We start from the raw sequence: 14,594 nt of genomic DNA on the forward strand, positions 1-14,594 counted from the left end.
ACGGTAGAGCCAGCTCTACCTTTATGTAGGTAGTTGGCTCCATGGCTTCCATACTGTGTGACTGCTCTGATGAGAGTATGCAGAAATCAAAATCAAGAAGTCATGTCACCACTGCATCAGCTAACTCACCAGTCTCTCCGCGAGCGCTCCAAGCTCATAACCTTACGAAGCGATTCGGTAAGCACAAGGTGCTAGACGGTCTCGAACTGAGCATTAACTCTGGTGAATTCGTCGCCATAATGGGCCCGTCTGGGAGTGGTAAAACAACACTACTCAGAATTCTATCTGGCTTAGACAAACCTTCATCGGGCACAGTGAATTCCCCTAACCGTACCGAGCGCGCCTTCGTCTTCCAGGATTACAACCTGCTGGAATCCCTCACGGCAATGCGCAATGCGACTCTTACCGCCAGGTTTAGTGGGCGCCGCTGCTCCAAGGCTCAGGTCAAGACAATCTTTAATTCATTGGGACTTAGAGGATTCGAAAGCTATCTTCCAAATCAACTCTCCGGAGGTCAACAGCAACGTGTAGCCGTGGCTCGCGCGTTGCTTGCAAACGCACCATTCATCTTTGCTGACGAGCCCACGGGAGCTCTCGACGATCAAACTGCTGATGTGGTGTTAAGGCATCTCAAAACAGCAACCCAATCAGGATCGACAGTGGTAATGGTTACCCACTCCCAAAGAGCAGCCGCATATGCGGACCGCGTAATTGATCTCGCTAAAGAACCTCTGGCCACTCCTGGGAGCAGATACTCATGATTGTTTGGCTTAAAGACCTAAAGTCGAATTGGTTGTCATGGCTAGCGATTTCAATCACGATGCTCGTTTCTTCCGCTAGCTGCAGTCTGGCAATTTCGATGATCTCCGCAGATGGCAAAGACGCAATTCCCCTTGGCGGAACTATCCTTGGAATGTCAATCTGTGCCATCGTTCTAGTCACGTTTAGTCAAATGCGTTTGACCATCGAAGAACACCAACCGATTTATCAGAGTTGGCGCATGGTCGGCATGCCTGGGTGGATGATCAACCTCCTAATACTCGGCCAAGTTGCCGTAGTTAGTGCTACTGCCTCTTTAATCGGGGCACAACTCATTCGCCCAGCGCTGAGCCCAGCAGTCGAGACTCTTCGTGGTGATGGTATCCCCATGCCTGACCTATCGGTTGATGCCTCTGTGGTGATGTGGGTCGTACTTGCTTGTGGTGGGGCCGCTATAGCCGGCGCACTGCTACCGCTAAGACAGATTTTTCGACCACAGACCGACTCTCACCCGTTGTGGATCACAGTCCGGAGCGCGGTTGCTACGGTCGCTATTGCTGGATGCAGTATTGGAGGCGCCTGCATCGAAAAAACAGAAGATGTACTCGCCTGGGCGATGGGAATGTCAGTCCTCATACCGCTACTACTGCCCTGGCTGCTCCCCCTTCTTGACCAGTGGACACGTGTACTCGGCATTGCAGGAGCCAACGTTCGCGTCCGACGTAACTTCTCCTCGCCGCATATCGTTCCATGGGTATTATTCGGAAGCCTCATCATCGGTGTGGGTTCAGGGCTTCGCGTAATCAAGGACGCAGAACCTGGGAGCTCAATGTCGGCATGGCAAGTTTTTGTAGTTGTCCTTGGTCCAGTTTTTGCCCCCAGCATCGCTGGCGCCGTTATGACTTCGCTCATCATGCACGCCCGAATCACAAGTGATATCCGCGGGCTTCGCCTTGCAGGTGCGCCCGGTAGGTCGTGGATTCTAATTCAAATAGGCGAAGCCTTCGCGCTTACCGGAACGGCTGCACTGGTGGTTTTGGTGTTCACGGTTCTGACCGTTGGAATAGTAAATGACCATCTCACCGGCTTTGTTTCTTTCCACGGGATTTGGTGGACAGCGTTTGGCAGCACCTTTGCTGCGATGTTCTTGGCTCTATGCAGTATCAAACTGGCGGTGGCGTCGAGCTTAGAAACGAATCAGAAATGACAAGCTCCTAGCTCCAATTCACCGCGCCCCTAGTTCACCGCACTGAGTGGAGAATAGCGCAGCTATTCCACAAGCCAAATGATGCCATCACAGGTCTCACGCATTACGAAAACATAAGGTCAGGCGTACCGCAGTAGACTGTCGGCATGTTGTCAGATGTCTTGACAAGCACAACTCGGTTCGTACGGAGCTCACTAGATCACTTCAACGCACGCCACCCGTGGAGCCACAACGACGCATTCCACCCATGGATCTTTACCCAACTGCCGAACAACCGTGCCCGAGCGCTCGACGTTGGTTGCGGGCACGGCGTACTCGTAGCCAAGCTTGCGAAGCATTTCGAGCACGTGCACGGAATCGACCCGGATAGTTCGATGCGTCGGGCCTCAATTGACCGTTGCGCGGGACTTTCCAACGTAACCATCGACGGCACCACACTCGCCGACGCTTCCCCCGGGTTCGACCTCATCACCATGGTCGCAGTTCTGCATCACATGGATTTAATCACAGGATTACAGCAGGTGCGGGATCACCTTGCGGAGGGAGGGCGCTTCCTTTGTGTAGGACTCGCCCACAGCGATTCGATGGCCGATCACGTATGGGACATCGTCTGTGCCTTGACGAACCCATTGATTGGATTCATGCGCCACCCTTGGCCAAACTACGCACTATCGACCGCTCCCCTCCCTACACGCAACCCAGACCTGTCGATAGCAACAATCCGGACGGCGGTCGATCACGTTTTGCCAGGTGCGCGCGTTCGCCGTCGACTAGCGTTCAGGCACACTATCGAGTGGACCAAACCAGCCCCACAGTAAAAGAAAACGCTTTTCAGATAGGGTGGGCAACATGAGTTCCCCCAGCGATGTCTGGTCCGCCAGCGACTACGCCCCGACAGCTGCACGCCTACGACCGATCTCTGAACTGGTCGCCGCGGAATTGGCCCGGCGCTTGCCCACCCCTGCAACGGTTGTCGACATCGGATCGGGGCACGGCGATGGCGTCACAGCGCTCGTCACCGAAGGCTACACCGTGACCGCTATCGAGCCGACCGCCCGAATCCGCGCGATCGGGCAGTGCAACGCGCCAAACGCCACGTGGATAGATGCACTGGGCGAAGCCACCGGCTTGGAAGACTCATCCGTTGACGCCGTCACGAGTACCTTTGGGTCGATGTTCTGCAACCCAACCACCGGACCAGCAGAATGGGCTCGCATCCTAAGGCCGGGAGGCGAGCTGGTGATGACTGCTTGGAATCAAGAAGGCTTCCTCGCCACAATGACAGACGCGATGATGGAATCGGTAAACCCTGGAGGCTCGAAGCAGACCCCGCCACACATGGCCTGGGGTATCACCGAGGTGGCTCACGAACGCCTATCGCAATGGTTCGAAAGCATCCACATCGAGAACCGCGAGCTGGAGTGGACATTCGACAGCGTCGAAGACGGTATGCAGCTCTACCGCGAGGGCAGTCCAACGCATGTATGGATGGCCGACCATGCCGGCTCCCGCCGAGAGGCTCTATGGGCCGCCTTGCGCGACCACCTCAAAGCTCATGCAGATACCTCAGGACGGATCGAATCCACGACCGGCTACGTACTCATCACAGCGCGACGGCGTTGACGTCCGGGACCCTTGTCGAAAAGACGAGGCGCCTAAACGCTGAACTTGAACACCACCGGGTTCAAGCACGTACTAAGCTCTAGGACGCACGCCCGCAGGCACGGATTCGCCGGCTTCGGCGTGGCTTGCTCTCCGGCTGATAGTGTCGAAACATGATCACCGCCACACTCCGACAGCTTGTAGAGACCGCCACTGCCCATGCGCAGCGGTGCAACGATGACCACGACCACACAGTCGCCGCCGCCTTGCTGACCAGTTCAGGCCAGACCGTACTTGGCTTGAACGCCTTCCACTTCCTCGGCGGCCCATGCGGCGAAATCTCCGCACTGGCCAACCACGCGGCCACATGCGCCGATGACCCCATTGTCGCCGTGGTCGCGGTATACGGCCCGACAGGCCAAGTGATCTCTCCGTGCGGAAAGTGTCGTCAAGTGTTGTTCGACATCGACCCCGCCATCCAATGCATTGTCCACGGCAGCAACGGGCTCGAAGCGCTGAGCCTCTCCGAGCTACTTCCCTGCGCCTATGACTGGCGTGCCATGGAACTCCCACAAAAGGTCTTCATGTGGGAAGGCTACGAGCCGGCCATCAGAGATGGATCCAAACGCCAGACCATCCGCGTCGACGATCCCTTCCGACCCGGGCCAGCCCAGCTCGTCTTTGAGAAGGAGAACGGCGAGGTCACCACCATCGACGCGAAAGTCACCTCCGTGATTGCTACACGCCGTTGCGACCTCACTGAGGAACAAGCACAGCGTGACGGCTTCGCCTCATTGACCAAGCTGCACAAAGCCCTCGACATGCATTATCCCGGCCTCGAAATGGAAGATAACGTCGACGTCGTGACCTTCGAATTGAGCAGCGCCGCAGAATGAGAATCTAACCCCCAAGGTTAGCTATTGAAGCGGAACTCCCCCATGTAGCCGCGGAGATGACCATCTGTGGACCACGGGAAACCCCATCCACCCGCTCAGGATTTGGACCACACCAAGAGGTAACGGAACAGCGGCAGCCCAGACGCCTAGCTAAACGTTGAACTTAAACTCCACTGAGCGTCGAAAGAAAGTAACCTCACCCTAGCCGATAGAACCTTTCCGTAATACGATTACGTTCATGAAAACTATCAACGGCAAGCCAGTCAGCGAAGAGCAAATCGACGCATGGGTAGCCGAAGCTGAAAACGGCTACGACGTGGAAACGCTTCATCGCCGAGGCAGGAAACCTCGCAACGAAGATACTGCGAAGGTTATCTCCATTCGGCTCTCTCCTCGCGAAATCTTGGACCTCGACAAATACGCAGCCGCCCACGGATGGTCCAGATCCCAGGCAATCCGCGAAGCGTTAAAGAACGCCATCTAGACATGGACACATGTAGGCATGGACGTACGGCGTAGCGCCACGAAACACGGCATCAAGCCGGAAGACTCAGTTACTGCTGCGACATCAGGTTGCGTTTTTGCGGCCCCGCTCGACGAAGAGAACCCTCAACGGGAATTACGCCTGGGTTTCGACGGTTCAATGAGGCTGCTCGAGCTCGTCATTCTCATCTGGGACGACGGCACCGAAACGATCATCCACTCAATGAAGGCGCGCAAACAATATCGCAGCCTGCTCGACTAGTCACGAATAGCTTCAAAGAAACCCGGTGGTCTTCGCAGATACAGCAATCATGCGCTCGCCAGGGCACTGCAAATGTCAGATCCCATCCTTAAAATGGAGACCATGAGTGATGCCAATCTCACGATCCGGCAGATCACCTTCGACTGCCACGATCCCTCAAAGCTTGCCGAATTTTGGTCCGCAGCAACAGGCTGCGAGATCGCTGCAGATTACGGCGACTTCGTTATGGTCGATTCCACCCCGACGTTGGGATTTCAGCGCGTTAAGGATCCGACGCGCGGGAAAAACCGCATGCACATCGACGTTGGCGGGGCGGAGCGCGAAGCCTTGGTGGAACTACTGAAGGGGCTAGGGGCAACCGAACTCGGCACCCACGAGGCGCCAGGACTCGTGTGGACCGTCATGCAGGATCCGGAAGGCAACGAGTTCTGCGTGGGCAATCCCGAAGCCTAGCTAAACGTTAAACTTGAACTCCACACCAACGCCGTGTCCACTACTCGGGGGACACCCCCAACATTAATGCTGCCCTGCCGGCAGACCAGGGCGGCCGTGTGAGTATCGGACAATAATGCGTAGTCCTCCAAGGGTCTGGACACAGAGGCTTTCCCCCTTTCCTCAGTGGTGCGACCAGAGGGAGTAGAAACATCCACCCCGGTGCACCCGCTGCGGTGACAACGACCCACCGCCCGCAGCAGGTGGCAATCGTCACGGTTATCCCTCTTTTTCAGATTCCTGTCCTCGGGATCAGAAAAAGACGGGGACCTGTCATAGGTCAGTGAGCATTTGCTGCATCTGGGCGATCTCGGCCTCCTGGTCGTTGATAATTTGTTCGGCCAGGGTGGTTGCATGGGGATTCTGGCCGTCAGCCACCTCGTCACGGTCCATGTCGACCGCACCTTCGTGGTGGGCGGTCATCCGCTCCAGGTAAAGGCGGGCGGCGCCGGTGCCCTGGGCTTCCTCAAGGGCTGTCATGTCCTCCTGGCTCATCATCCCGCTCATGCCACCCATCTCGCCGTGATCCATTCCACCTATCTCATCCATGGTCCCCATGCCCCAGAGTCGGTGACCGGCTGCTGGCCCCAGGCCTCGAGCATGGCGTTCATCCGGTCAATCTCCGGTCCCTGGGCGTCAATAACCCCCTGGGCAAACTCCACGACCTGGGCGGGGATGCCCTCCTTGGCCAGGAGCATCTCACTCATTTCCACGGCCTGCTTGTGATGGGGGATCATCATCTGGGCAAACATGATGTCCGCGTCGTTGTGATCGGCGGAGATCTCCCCGTCCTCCTCAGTCGCCGCCCTGGTGGTCTCGGTCGTCTCAGCGGTAGTCGTCACAGTGGTGGTGCCGAGGTGGTGGCGTCGGTGTTGCCTGAGTCGGTGGCCTCACCGCAGGCGGCCAGCGCCAGGATGGAGGCTACGGCGAGAGCGGAAAGAACAAGGGTGCGCTTTATGGTGGAGCCCTTTCAGGGGCATATGGGGGCAGTGGAGAGAAGTGATGGATCAGTGGACGGCGGTGGATTTCGGAATAGGCGTGGTGTGTTACTCCTTCGGACTGGTGGGAGCCAGGTGGGCCGGGTCCAGATCAATCCGGCGCAACAGCTGGGCGTTCAGGGCCACCACGATGGTCGAGGCAGACATCAAGATCGCGCCCACGGCCGGGGACAGCACGAACCCGATCGAGGCGAGCACTCCGGCGGCCAGCGGCACGGCAAGGATGTTGTAGCCAGAGGACCAGACCAGGTTCTGGATCATCTTGCGGTAGCTGGCCTGGGACAGCTCAATCATCGACAGCACTGCCCGCGGGTCATCACTGGCTAGGACCACCCCGGCAGATTCCATGGCCACATCCGTGCCGGCACCGATGGCGATACCGACCTCCGCGCGGGTCAGAGCGGGGGCGTCGTTGACACCGTCGCCGACCATGGCCACGCTCAGGCCACGCTCCTGTAACTGGGTGACCTTGGTGTCCTTGTCCTGGGGCAGGACCTCGGCGAAGACCTCATCGATCCCCAGGTCCTGGCCAACCGCCTGGGCCACCTGCTGCGCGTCACCGGTGATCATCGCGACTTTCACCCCGCGGTCCTGCAGGGCTTTCACGGCGGCGTGGGATTCGGGGCGGATCTTGTCCTCGACGGCCACCGCACCGATGATCTGACCGTCGCGGACAATATGGAGCACACCGGCCCCACGCCCGGTCCAGGCGCTGGTGGTGTCGGTGAGCTCGGCCGGGGTGGTGAGGTTGAACTCGCGCAGCATGTTCGGCCCGCCCACGAGGATCTCAGCGCCATCGACAGTGGCCCGGACCCCCCGGCCGGAAGCGGCGCTGAAACCAGTTGCACGGATTTGCCGACGGGAGGCCTCGGGATGGGCGGCCGCGGCCGCCACGATGGCGCGGGCCACGGGGTGCTCGCTGTCGGCCTCCGCGGCGGCGGCCAGGGCCAGCAGCTCGCCCTCGGTGACGCCGCCAGCTGCCGCGACACCGGTGACCGCGTGCGCTCCCTCGGTCAAGGTGCCGGTTTTGTCGAAGAGCATCACGTCGATGGTGCGCATCCGCTCGAGCGCCATCCGGTCCTTGATGAGCACCCCGGATTTCGCGGCCCGCTCGGTGGAGATCGCAATGACCAGCGGAATCGCCAGGCCCAGGGCGTGCGGGCAGGCGATGACCAGTACCGTGACCGTGCGCGCCACGGCATCGTCCGGGCTGCCGATGATGGTCCACACCACCGCGGTGATCAGAGCGGAGATCAGCGCGAACCAGAACAATAACGCCGCCGCCCGATCCGCCAGGGCCTGGGCCCGGGAGGAGGACTCCTGGGCGTCGGCAACCAAGCGTTGGATCCCGGCCAGGGCGGTGTCCCCGCCGGTAGCCTCCACCCGGATGCGGACGGTGTTGTCGGTGGCCACAGTACCGGCGACCACCTTGTCACCGGTGTCGCGGAAGACGGGACGGGATTCGCCGGTGATCATCGCCTCATCGAATTCGGCGGCTCCGTCGAGGATGGTTCCGTCGGCCGGCACCCGGGCACCGGCCCTCACCAGCACGACGTCGTCGACGGCCAGCTCGGAGATGGCCACGGTGCGGGTGGTCCCGTCGATGACTTTCTCGGCCTCATCCGGCAGCAGGGCAGCCAGCGCGTCAAGCGCGGAGGACGCGGCCCCGAGAGCGCGCATCTCCAGCCAATGGCCCAGCAGCATGATGGTCACCAGCAGAGCCAGCTCCCACCAGAAGTCCAGGTCAAAACCGCCCAGCCCCAGAGTGGTGACCCAGGAGGCGACAAACGCCACGGTGATGGCCATGGCGATCAGGAGCATCATCCCGGGTTGGCGGGATTTCAGTTCGTTCCATCCGCCCTTGAGGAAAGGCGTTCCGCCGTAGACGAAGATGATCGTGCCCAGCACCGGGGGGATCCAGGTGGATCCGGGGAATGCCGGGAGATGGTAGCCGAGCAGCTGGGCGACCATGGGGCTGAAAATAACGACGGGAATGGACAGAATCAGCGACCACCAGAAGCGTTCCCGAAACATTGCGGTGCTGTGTCCGGCGTGTTCGCCGTGACTATGAACGTGGTGGTCGTCGTCCATGGCGGAGTGCGGGTGATCGTGGGGCATCGCCTGGCCGTGGGTGTCGGCATTTGCGTGGTGTTCGTGGCTGGCATGATGCGGGTGGTGGGTGTGGTCTGTTTCCGGAGCGGGGTGATCACCATGGTGATCACCGGAATGGTGGGGAGTGCTCATGACGTTCCTTTCCACTCAACCCGGTCGGGGTCGAGATGATGGGTAGAACTGATCAGGATAAGACGGTGTAGCCGGCCTCTTCGATGGCCCGGCGAACCATCTCCGGAGGTACGACACCGGTGACCGTGACGGTAGAAACACCACCAGCAGCGAGGTCAATCTGGACGTCGTCGACCTGGGGGAGGGCCTGAAGGGCCTGGGTCACGCTTTTCACGCAGTGCCCGCAGGTCAGGCCGGTGACCTGGTAGCTCGGGGAGGATCCTCCTGCTGACGAGTCGCTGGCGGCAGGGATGGAGGCGGTGTCGGCACGTGAGGCAGGTCCGCAACAGCTGCAGCCGTTGGAGGCCATCGGCAAGAGGCGGGGCGGGGAGGTGATCATAGGAAAGCTCCTTCGGTTCGGTGGGGTTCGGCGATGCCGCTCTCCAGCGTATACCCCCCCGGGGTATACTTTCAAGGGGTGGAGGGCACGGCCCTCACGCGGGGCACGGTGTAGTCACCGAGCAGCCTCCTCACTATCGGGAGGGGACATCGGGAGGCAGAGGGCAAACACCGCTCCACGACCAGGTCCGGGGGAGGTGGCGGTGAGAGTGCCGCCGTGGGCCTCGATCAATGCCTTGGAGATGGTCAGACCGATACCGGCCCCGCCGTTGTCCCGGCTGCGAGCGGCATCCCCCCGGTAGAAGCGTTCGAAGATGTGTCCGAGCTGGCCAGGTGGGATGCCCTCGCCGTCATCGGCGACGTGGATGAGCGCGGTGGACGCCCCCTGTCGGTGGACGCTGATCCGGACCTGCCCGCCGGCCGGGGTGTGCCGTAGCGCGTTCGACAGGAGATTGCTCATCACCTGGCCGAAGCGTTGCCGGTCCACGAGCACCCGGGCGGTGTCCGTAATGGTCTCGACCTGTAGATCGACGCCTTTGTCAGCATAAGCTTCCCCCGCGGCAGCAGCGGCGGTATGGAGCAGATCCCCGAGCCCTTCCTCCGCCAGGTCCAAATCGATCCGGTGTTCCTGGGCCCGGGAGACATCGTCGATGTCTTCCATCAACCGGGCCAGGCGGGTGAGTTGGTCAGCCATGATCGTGTGGGTGGCATTATTCCAGTCCACGACCCCGTCCTGGAGACCATCGAGGTAGACCGTGAGCACCGATAAGGGGGTGCCCATTTCGTGGGCCAGATCAGAGAGCATCTGGCGGCGGACCTGTTCGGTGTGTTCCAGCCGGTCGGCCATGGTGTTGAAGGCATGCGCCAGGGTGGTGATCTCGGGGCCTGCTTCTCCGGCGGGCACGCGGATACGGGAGTTGCCGGCCGTCAGGCTGGTAGCGGCGCGGGTGAGATCCTGCAGGGGGGTGCGCAGACGACGCGATAACCACAGGCTGGCCAGCAGGGCGCTGATCAAGGCGGTGGGCAGGGCGACGGCCAGGGTGATCAGGTTGGCGCCCCGGTAGGCCTGCTCGGCATGGAACAGCTCCAGCGAGGGGTCCTCCCGGCCGGTCATCAACATATGATCATGGAACAGGGTCGGGCCCACCATCGTGGCCACGGCCGCGGCCACCAGCAGGCTAATCACCACGACCAACACCTGGGCGGCCAGGAAGCGGAAGGTCAGGCCGGGTCCGTGATTCATGGCCGCCCCACCCGGTAGCCCACGCCACGCACGGTGTCGATAAACCCCCGGCCCCGGGTGTCGGTGCCGAGCTTGCGACGCAAGTTGCCGATGTGGACATCGACGATGCGTTCATCACCGACCCAGGTGGTGTCCCAGACCTCGGTGACCAGGTCGTGGCGGGTCAGCACCTGGCCGGGGCGCAGGGCCAGGGCAACCAGCAGCTCGAACTCCGTGCGGGTGAGCTCCACAGTCGTCTCCCTCACCCGCACTTGATGGGCGACGGGGTCAAGGATGAGGTCACCAACGATCAAGGGGGTGGTCACCTGCGGTGGGGTGGTGCTGGTGCGCGGGCGGCGCAGCACCGCATGCACCCGGGTCACCAGTTCCCGGATGCTAAAAGGTTTGGTGATGTAGTCATCCGCCCCCAAGGTCAAACCGCTGATCTTGTCGTCCTCGCTGCCACGCGCGGTGAGCATGAGGATGTAGCAGTCCGAGAAGGTGCGGATCCGTCGGCACACCTCCAGGCCGTCGAGTTCGGGCAGCCCCAGATCCAGCACCACAACATCAGGGGAAAAGCGACGGGCTTCGTCCACGGCCTGGGTGCCGGTGTGCGCCTGGCGGGTATCGAAGCCGGCCCTGATGAGGTAGGAGGCCACCATCTGAGCCAGGGGTTGTTCATCATCGACGACCAGCACCCGCCCCGGGGGCGTGGCGGTGGTCGGTGTGCGGTCAGCCATAGACCCCAGTATTGCTCCGGCCAGGGGGGAATACCACCCTCGCTCAGTGCCCGGCGGGGAAATCTTCATCAAATCTTCAAACATCACCCATCGACCGCCGTCACCCCTGTGCCCCACCCCGGGCCGGCGGCATCGCCTCCCCTGGTCGGTTCAGCAGACGCCACCAGGGATTTCACTGCCTGCACCGCATACCCGGGGCGGGTAGAAAGACATCGCCCACGGCTGTGGGGTGGTGTCCCGGTGGTGACCCAGCCCACCGAATCCACCCCCTTTTCGCCCTGTTATAAGGCTGTGAGCAGGGCTTTTGATTTCTAGTCCGTCAGGAACCCGTGCTAGATAAAGGTATGACATCGACCTTGAGGCGGTGTCTTCTCACGGTCTTACCACGATCCAAGGAGATTGACGTGAAACGAGCAGCGATCGCAGCCGCCACCCTTGCCCTCACCCTCACGGGGTGTTCGGCCGCCGACCCGGAACCCACCGCCGACGAGACGGTGTCCCAGGATACATTCCTGACTACCCATGGCCTGGCCGACATGGACGCGGTGGAGATCATTGATCACCTCGACCGGCAGAAGGTCACTGAGCGTCCCACGGATCTGATCGCCTCAGTGCGTAACGATGAACTGCTGCTCTCGAGCGATGACCAGGAAGTCGTGGTCGATCTTCCCGACAATCAGACGTATGTCTCGATCGCACCCTATCTCACCTCCACCCACGACTGCTTCTACCACAGCCTCACGACCTGCCAGGGGGAACTCGACAATGAGGATATCCAGGTCACGATCACCGATGAGGCGACCGGTGAGGTGCTGGTGGACGAGGCGACAACCACCTTCGACAACGGGTTTGTCGGCTTCTGGCTTCCCGATGATGTCACCGGCCTGATTGAGGTCAGCTACCAGGGGCGTACCGCCACCACGGAGTTTTCCACCACCGACGACGGTGCCACCTGTGTCACAGACCTGCGCCTGACGTGATGGCTCAGCAGGATCCTCACCTGCGCCTGTCTCCCGTGTCACTGAAATCTTGCACCAAGAAAGGTTAAATCATGACGAACACGTTTTCCCGACGACAGTTTCTGCTCGGCGGGCTCGTCCTCGCCGGCACCGGGGCCTTGGCCGCCTGCACCAGCGACCCTGGACCCGCTGCCTCGGCACCAGGTTCCTCCCTTCGCCCCACCCCCACTGCGCTCGGTGAGCCGACGGTGCGCCGGACACTGACCGCCCGGCCCCTCTCCCTGGATATCGGCGGCATCGAAGCCAAGACGTGGGGATACGTCTCTGACACCGGGGATGCGGCCATTGAGGCCACTGCCGGCGACGTCCTCCAGGTCGATATCACTAACGAACTGCCTGAGAGCACCTCCATCCACTGGCATGGCATCGCACTCCACAACGCAGCCGACGGTGTGCCCGGCATGACCCAGGACCCCATTGAACCTGGCGCGTCTTTCTCCTATGTTTTTGAAGTCCCCCACGGTGGCACCTACTTCTACCATTCCCACACCGGCCTGCAGCTTGATCGCGGCCTCCACGCCCCACTGATCATCCGTGACCCGCAAGACGCTGAAGACCACGACGTCGAGTGGACCATCGTGCTCGACGACTGGGTCGATGGCATTCAGGGCACTCCCGACGATGAGCTCGACAAGCTCACCGGAATGGGTTCGGGCGACCATAACGGGGGTATGGGAATGGGAGGTCACGGCCAGATGATGCACGGCACCCCGGACCGGGTACTGGGCGGGGATGTCGGCGATGTGATGTATCCGCACTACCTCATCAACGGACGTATCCCCCGTGCTCACCGGACCTTCGAGGCTCGCCCGGGCGACAAGGCCCGCCTGCGGTTTATCAACTCCGGCGGTGACACCATCTTCAAGGTGGCCCTCGGTGGTCACCGCATGACCGTCACCCACACCGACGGCTTCCCCGTCCAGCCCCGGGAGACCGAATCGATCTACCTGTCGATGGGCGAGCGTGTCGACGTCGAGGTCATCCTCGGCGACGGCATCTTCCCGCTCACGGCTTTGGCGGTGGGTAAGGACGACCGCGCCTTCGCCGTCATCCGCACCGCCGGCGGCCAGGCCCCCCACCCCGATGTCGACTTCCCCGAGTTGTCGTCCACCGGACTGCTCCTGTCCTCCCTGAAGCCAGCAGACCGTGCACTCCTACCCGAGGACACACCAGACCGAGAAGTCAGCATCGACCTGGGCGGGCAGATGATGCCGTATGAATGGAGCATTCTCACCGACGGCCAATCCTCCTCCGCGACCGTGCAGGAGGGCCAGCGCCTGCGGATGGTCATGCGCAACAGGACCATGATGCCCCACCCCATGCACATCCACGGCCACACGTGGGCGCTGCCCGGCAGCGGCGGACTACGCAAGGACACCGTCCTTCTCCGCCACGGTGAAACCATGATCGCCGACCTGATCGCTGACAACCCCGGTGAGTGGGCATTTCACTGCCATAACGCCTATCACATGGAAACCGGGATGCTCAGCTCGCTTCGCTACGAGTAACCCCCACAGCAGGGTATCGAGCGAGATGCGAAGGTAAATGGCAGCACGTGTTGTTATACGACTAACACTAGCGCGCCTTAGGTTACGTTGAACTTGAACTCCACGGAGTGTCGGCGATAACTAACCATTTGATGCGCGCGTGCGGAATTAACAACGAAATACCGCTAAAACAGACAACATATGGGGTGCACAGAAACACATATAGGTTCTGCGGAAAACCTATAGGGCGCGTCGCTAAAAACCGCTGTGCGCGGAAAACATAAAGGGTTTACGGACCCGGTCCCAGACCCCTCAATACTCTGAGCCGGAAGAATGGAAAGTGGAAGGTTGATGTATCCCCGCTATTTATTTTTTCCGTTTTTCGGAGTACATCGGGAGCTACAACTGCGGACCAGCTCTGTGTGAACTAGATGAGAAGGCGCAGCAGCGAATCATCGACGCTGGACAGTTGGTGCTGCGGGCACGCGAGCGGCACCCCCGGCGGTCACTCGCGGAGCACTACAACCCGTTATCGATGGACCCAATTCTGCTCAAGGCTCACAACAACTTGGACCAGGAAGTCGATAAGGCTTTCGGTGCGGCACGCAAACTCACCAACGAGCGCCACCGCCAGGAGCTACTGTTCGCCAGCTACGGGGAGTTGGCGAGGGGCTATGTCTCCTCGCTTTCATCAAAATCGAAACCACCAGCAGGGTCGTTCCCCGTGCGGGTGATTTTGATCGGCCCGCTGCCGGGTGTAGAACCCTGTCGCTGGCAACGCCGGGAACTATGACTGTGCCCGACG

15 protein-coding genes and 1 pseudogene are annotated in these 14,594 nt (G+C 60.8%); 11 read left to right on the forward strand and 5 right to left on the reverse strand.

Going from position 1 to position 14,594, the window contains the following annotated elements; all coding sequences use genetic code 11:
• The first annotated feature begins 41 nt into the window (after positions 1-41).
• The 8 genes from JQ46_RS10940 (at position 42) to JQ46_RS04285 (ending at position 5,662) form a co-directional block, all read left to right on the forward strand.
• Positions 42-761 carry an ABC transporter ATP-binding protein gene (locus JQ46_RS10940; RefSeq protein WP_237744720.1) on the forward strand — a complete coding sequence of 240 codons (720 nt, stop codon included), beginning with the start codon at positions 42-44 and terminating at the stop codon, positions 759-761.
• Complete coding sequence (locus JQ46_RS04260) at positions 758-1,966, forward strand: FtsX-like permease family protein (RefSeq protein WP_034985723.1); 1,209 nt, start codon at positions 758-760, stop codon at positions 1,964-1,966. The genes JQ46_RS10940 and JQ46_RS04260 overlap by 4 nt, the downstream gene beginning before the upstream one ends.
• A 146-nt stretch (positions 1,967-2,112) precedes the next feature.
• Complete coding sequence (locus JQ46_RS10945) at positions 2,113-2,784, forward strand: class I SAM-dependent methyltransferase (protein ID WP_080719495.1); 672 nt, start codon at positions 2,113-2,115, stop codon at positions 2,782-2,784.
• A 31-nt stretch (positions 2,785-2,815) separates the two neighbouring features.
• Complete coding sequence (locus JQ46_RS04265; protein WP_051876240.1) at positions 2,816-3,589, forward strand: class I SAM-dependent methyltransferase; 774 nt, start codon at positions 2,816-2,818, stop codon at positions 3,587-3,589.
• Between the two features lie 152 nt (positions 3,590-3,741).
• Positions 3,742-4,464, forward strand: a complete 723-nt coding sequence (locus JQ46_RS04270) for an ASCH domain-containing protein (RefSeq protein WP_034985725.1) — start codon at positions 3,742-3,744, stop codon at positions 4,462-4,464.
• A gap of 238 nt (positions 4,465-4,702) precedes the next feature.
• Complete coding sequence (locus JQ46_RS04275; RefSeq protein ID WP_034985727.1) at positions 4,703-4,948, forward strand: CopG family ribbon-helix-helix protein; 246 nt, start codon at positions 4,703-4,705, stop codon at positions 4,946-4,948.
• Between the two features lie 18 nt (positions 4,949-4,966).
• Complete coding sequence (locus JQ46_RS04280; RefSeq protein WP_034978290.1) at positions 4,967-5,209, forward strand: hypothetical protein; 243 nt, start codon at positions 4,967-4,969, stop codon at positions 5,207-5,209.
• A gap of 102 nt (positions 5,210-5,311) precedes the next feature.
• Complete coding sequence (locus tag JQ46_RS04285) at positions 5,312-5,662, forward strand: VOC family protein (RefSeq protein WP_034985729.1); 351 nt, start codon at positions 5,312-5,314, stop codon at positions 5,660-5,662.
• A gap of 312 nt (positions 5,663-5,974) precedes the next feature.
• Here JQ46_RS04285 and JQ46_RS11225 read toward each other — a convergent pair.
• The 5 genes and pseudogenes from JQ46_RS11225 to JQ46_RS04315 all read right to left on the reverse strand — a co-directional run bounded on the left by JQ46_RS11225 (position 5,975) and on the right by JQ46_RS04315 (position 11,283).
• A pseudogene (locus JQ46_RS11225) lies at positions 5,975-6,659 on the reverse strand (DUF305 domain-containing protein).
• 88 nt (positions 6,660-6,747) lie between these two features.
• Positions 6,748-8,943 (reverse strand): copper-translocating P-type ATPase, encoded by a 2,196-nt coding sequence (locus tag JQ46_RS04300; protein WP_051876241.1) that lies wholly within the window; start codon positions 8,941-8,943, stop codon positions 6,748-6,750.
• Positions 8,944-8,995: 52 nt separating this feature from the next.
• Positions 8,996-9,322, reverse strand: a complete 327-nt coding sequence (locus tag JQ46_RS04305) for a heavy-metal-associated domain-containing protein (protein ID WP_011273874.1) — start codon at positions 9,320-9,322, stop codon at positions 8,996-8,998.
• A 114-nt stretch (positions 9,323-9,436) separates the two neighbouring features.
• Positions 9,437-10,564 (reverse strand): sensor histidine kinase, encoded by a 1,128-nt coding sequence (locus tag JQ46_RS04310; RefSeq protein ID WP_034985732.1) that lies wholly within the window; start codon positions 10,562-10,564, stop codon positions 9,437-9,439.
• Positions 10,561-11,283: a response regulator transcription factor gene (locus JQ46_RS04315; RefSeq protein ID WP_034985733.1), complete on the reverse strand. Its 723-nt coding sequence runs from the start codon at positions 11,281-11,283 to the stop codon at positions 10,561-10,563. The genes JQ46_RS04310 and JQ46_RS04315 overlap by 4 nt, the downstream gene beginning before the upstream one ends.
• 404 nt (positions 11,284-11,687) lie before the next feature.
• Between JQ46_RS04315 and JQ46_RS04320 the strand changes: the two genes are divergently transcribed.
• The 3 genes from JQ46_RS04320 to JQ46_RS11440 all read left to right on the forward strand — a co-directional run bounded on the left by JQ46_RS04320 (position 11,688) and on the right by JQ46_RS11440 (position 14,582).
• On the forward strand, positions 11,688-12,263 hold the full coding sequence (locus JQ46_RS04320) for a CueP family metal-binding protein (RefSeq protein WP_034985736.1): 576 nt from the start codon (positions 11,688-11,690) through the stop codon (positions 12,261-12,263).
• 71 nt (positions 12,264-12,334) lie between these two features.
• Positions 12,335-13,810: a multicopper oxidase family protein gene (locus JQ46_RS04325; RefSeq protein WP_034985738.1), complete on the forward strand. Its 1,476-nt coding sequence runs from the start codon at positions 12,335-12,337 to the stop codon at positions 13,808-13,810.
• Positions 13,811-14,207: 397 nt separating this feature from the next.
• Positions 14,208-14,582 (forward strand): type IIL restriction-modification enzyme MmeI, encoded by a 375-nt coding sequence (locus JQ46_RS11440; protein ID WP_332253768.1) that lies wholly within the window; start codon positions 14,208-14,210, stop codon positions 14,580-14,582.
• Positions 14,583-14,594: the final 12 nt, after the last annotated feature.

The sequence above is a fragment of the Corynebacterium jeikeium genome (assembly GCF_000738175.1).
Classification (GTDB): Bacteria; Actinomycetota; Actinomycetes; order Mycobacteriales; family Mycobacteriaceae; genus Corynebacterium; species Corynebacterium jeikeium_C.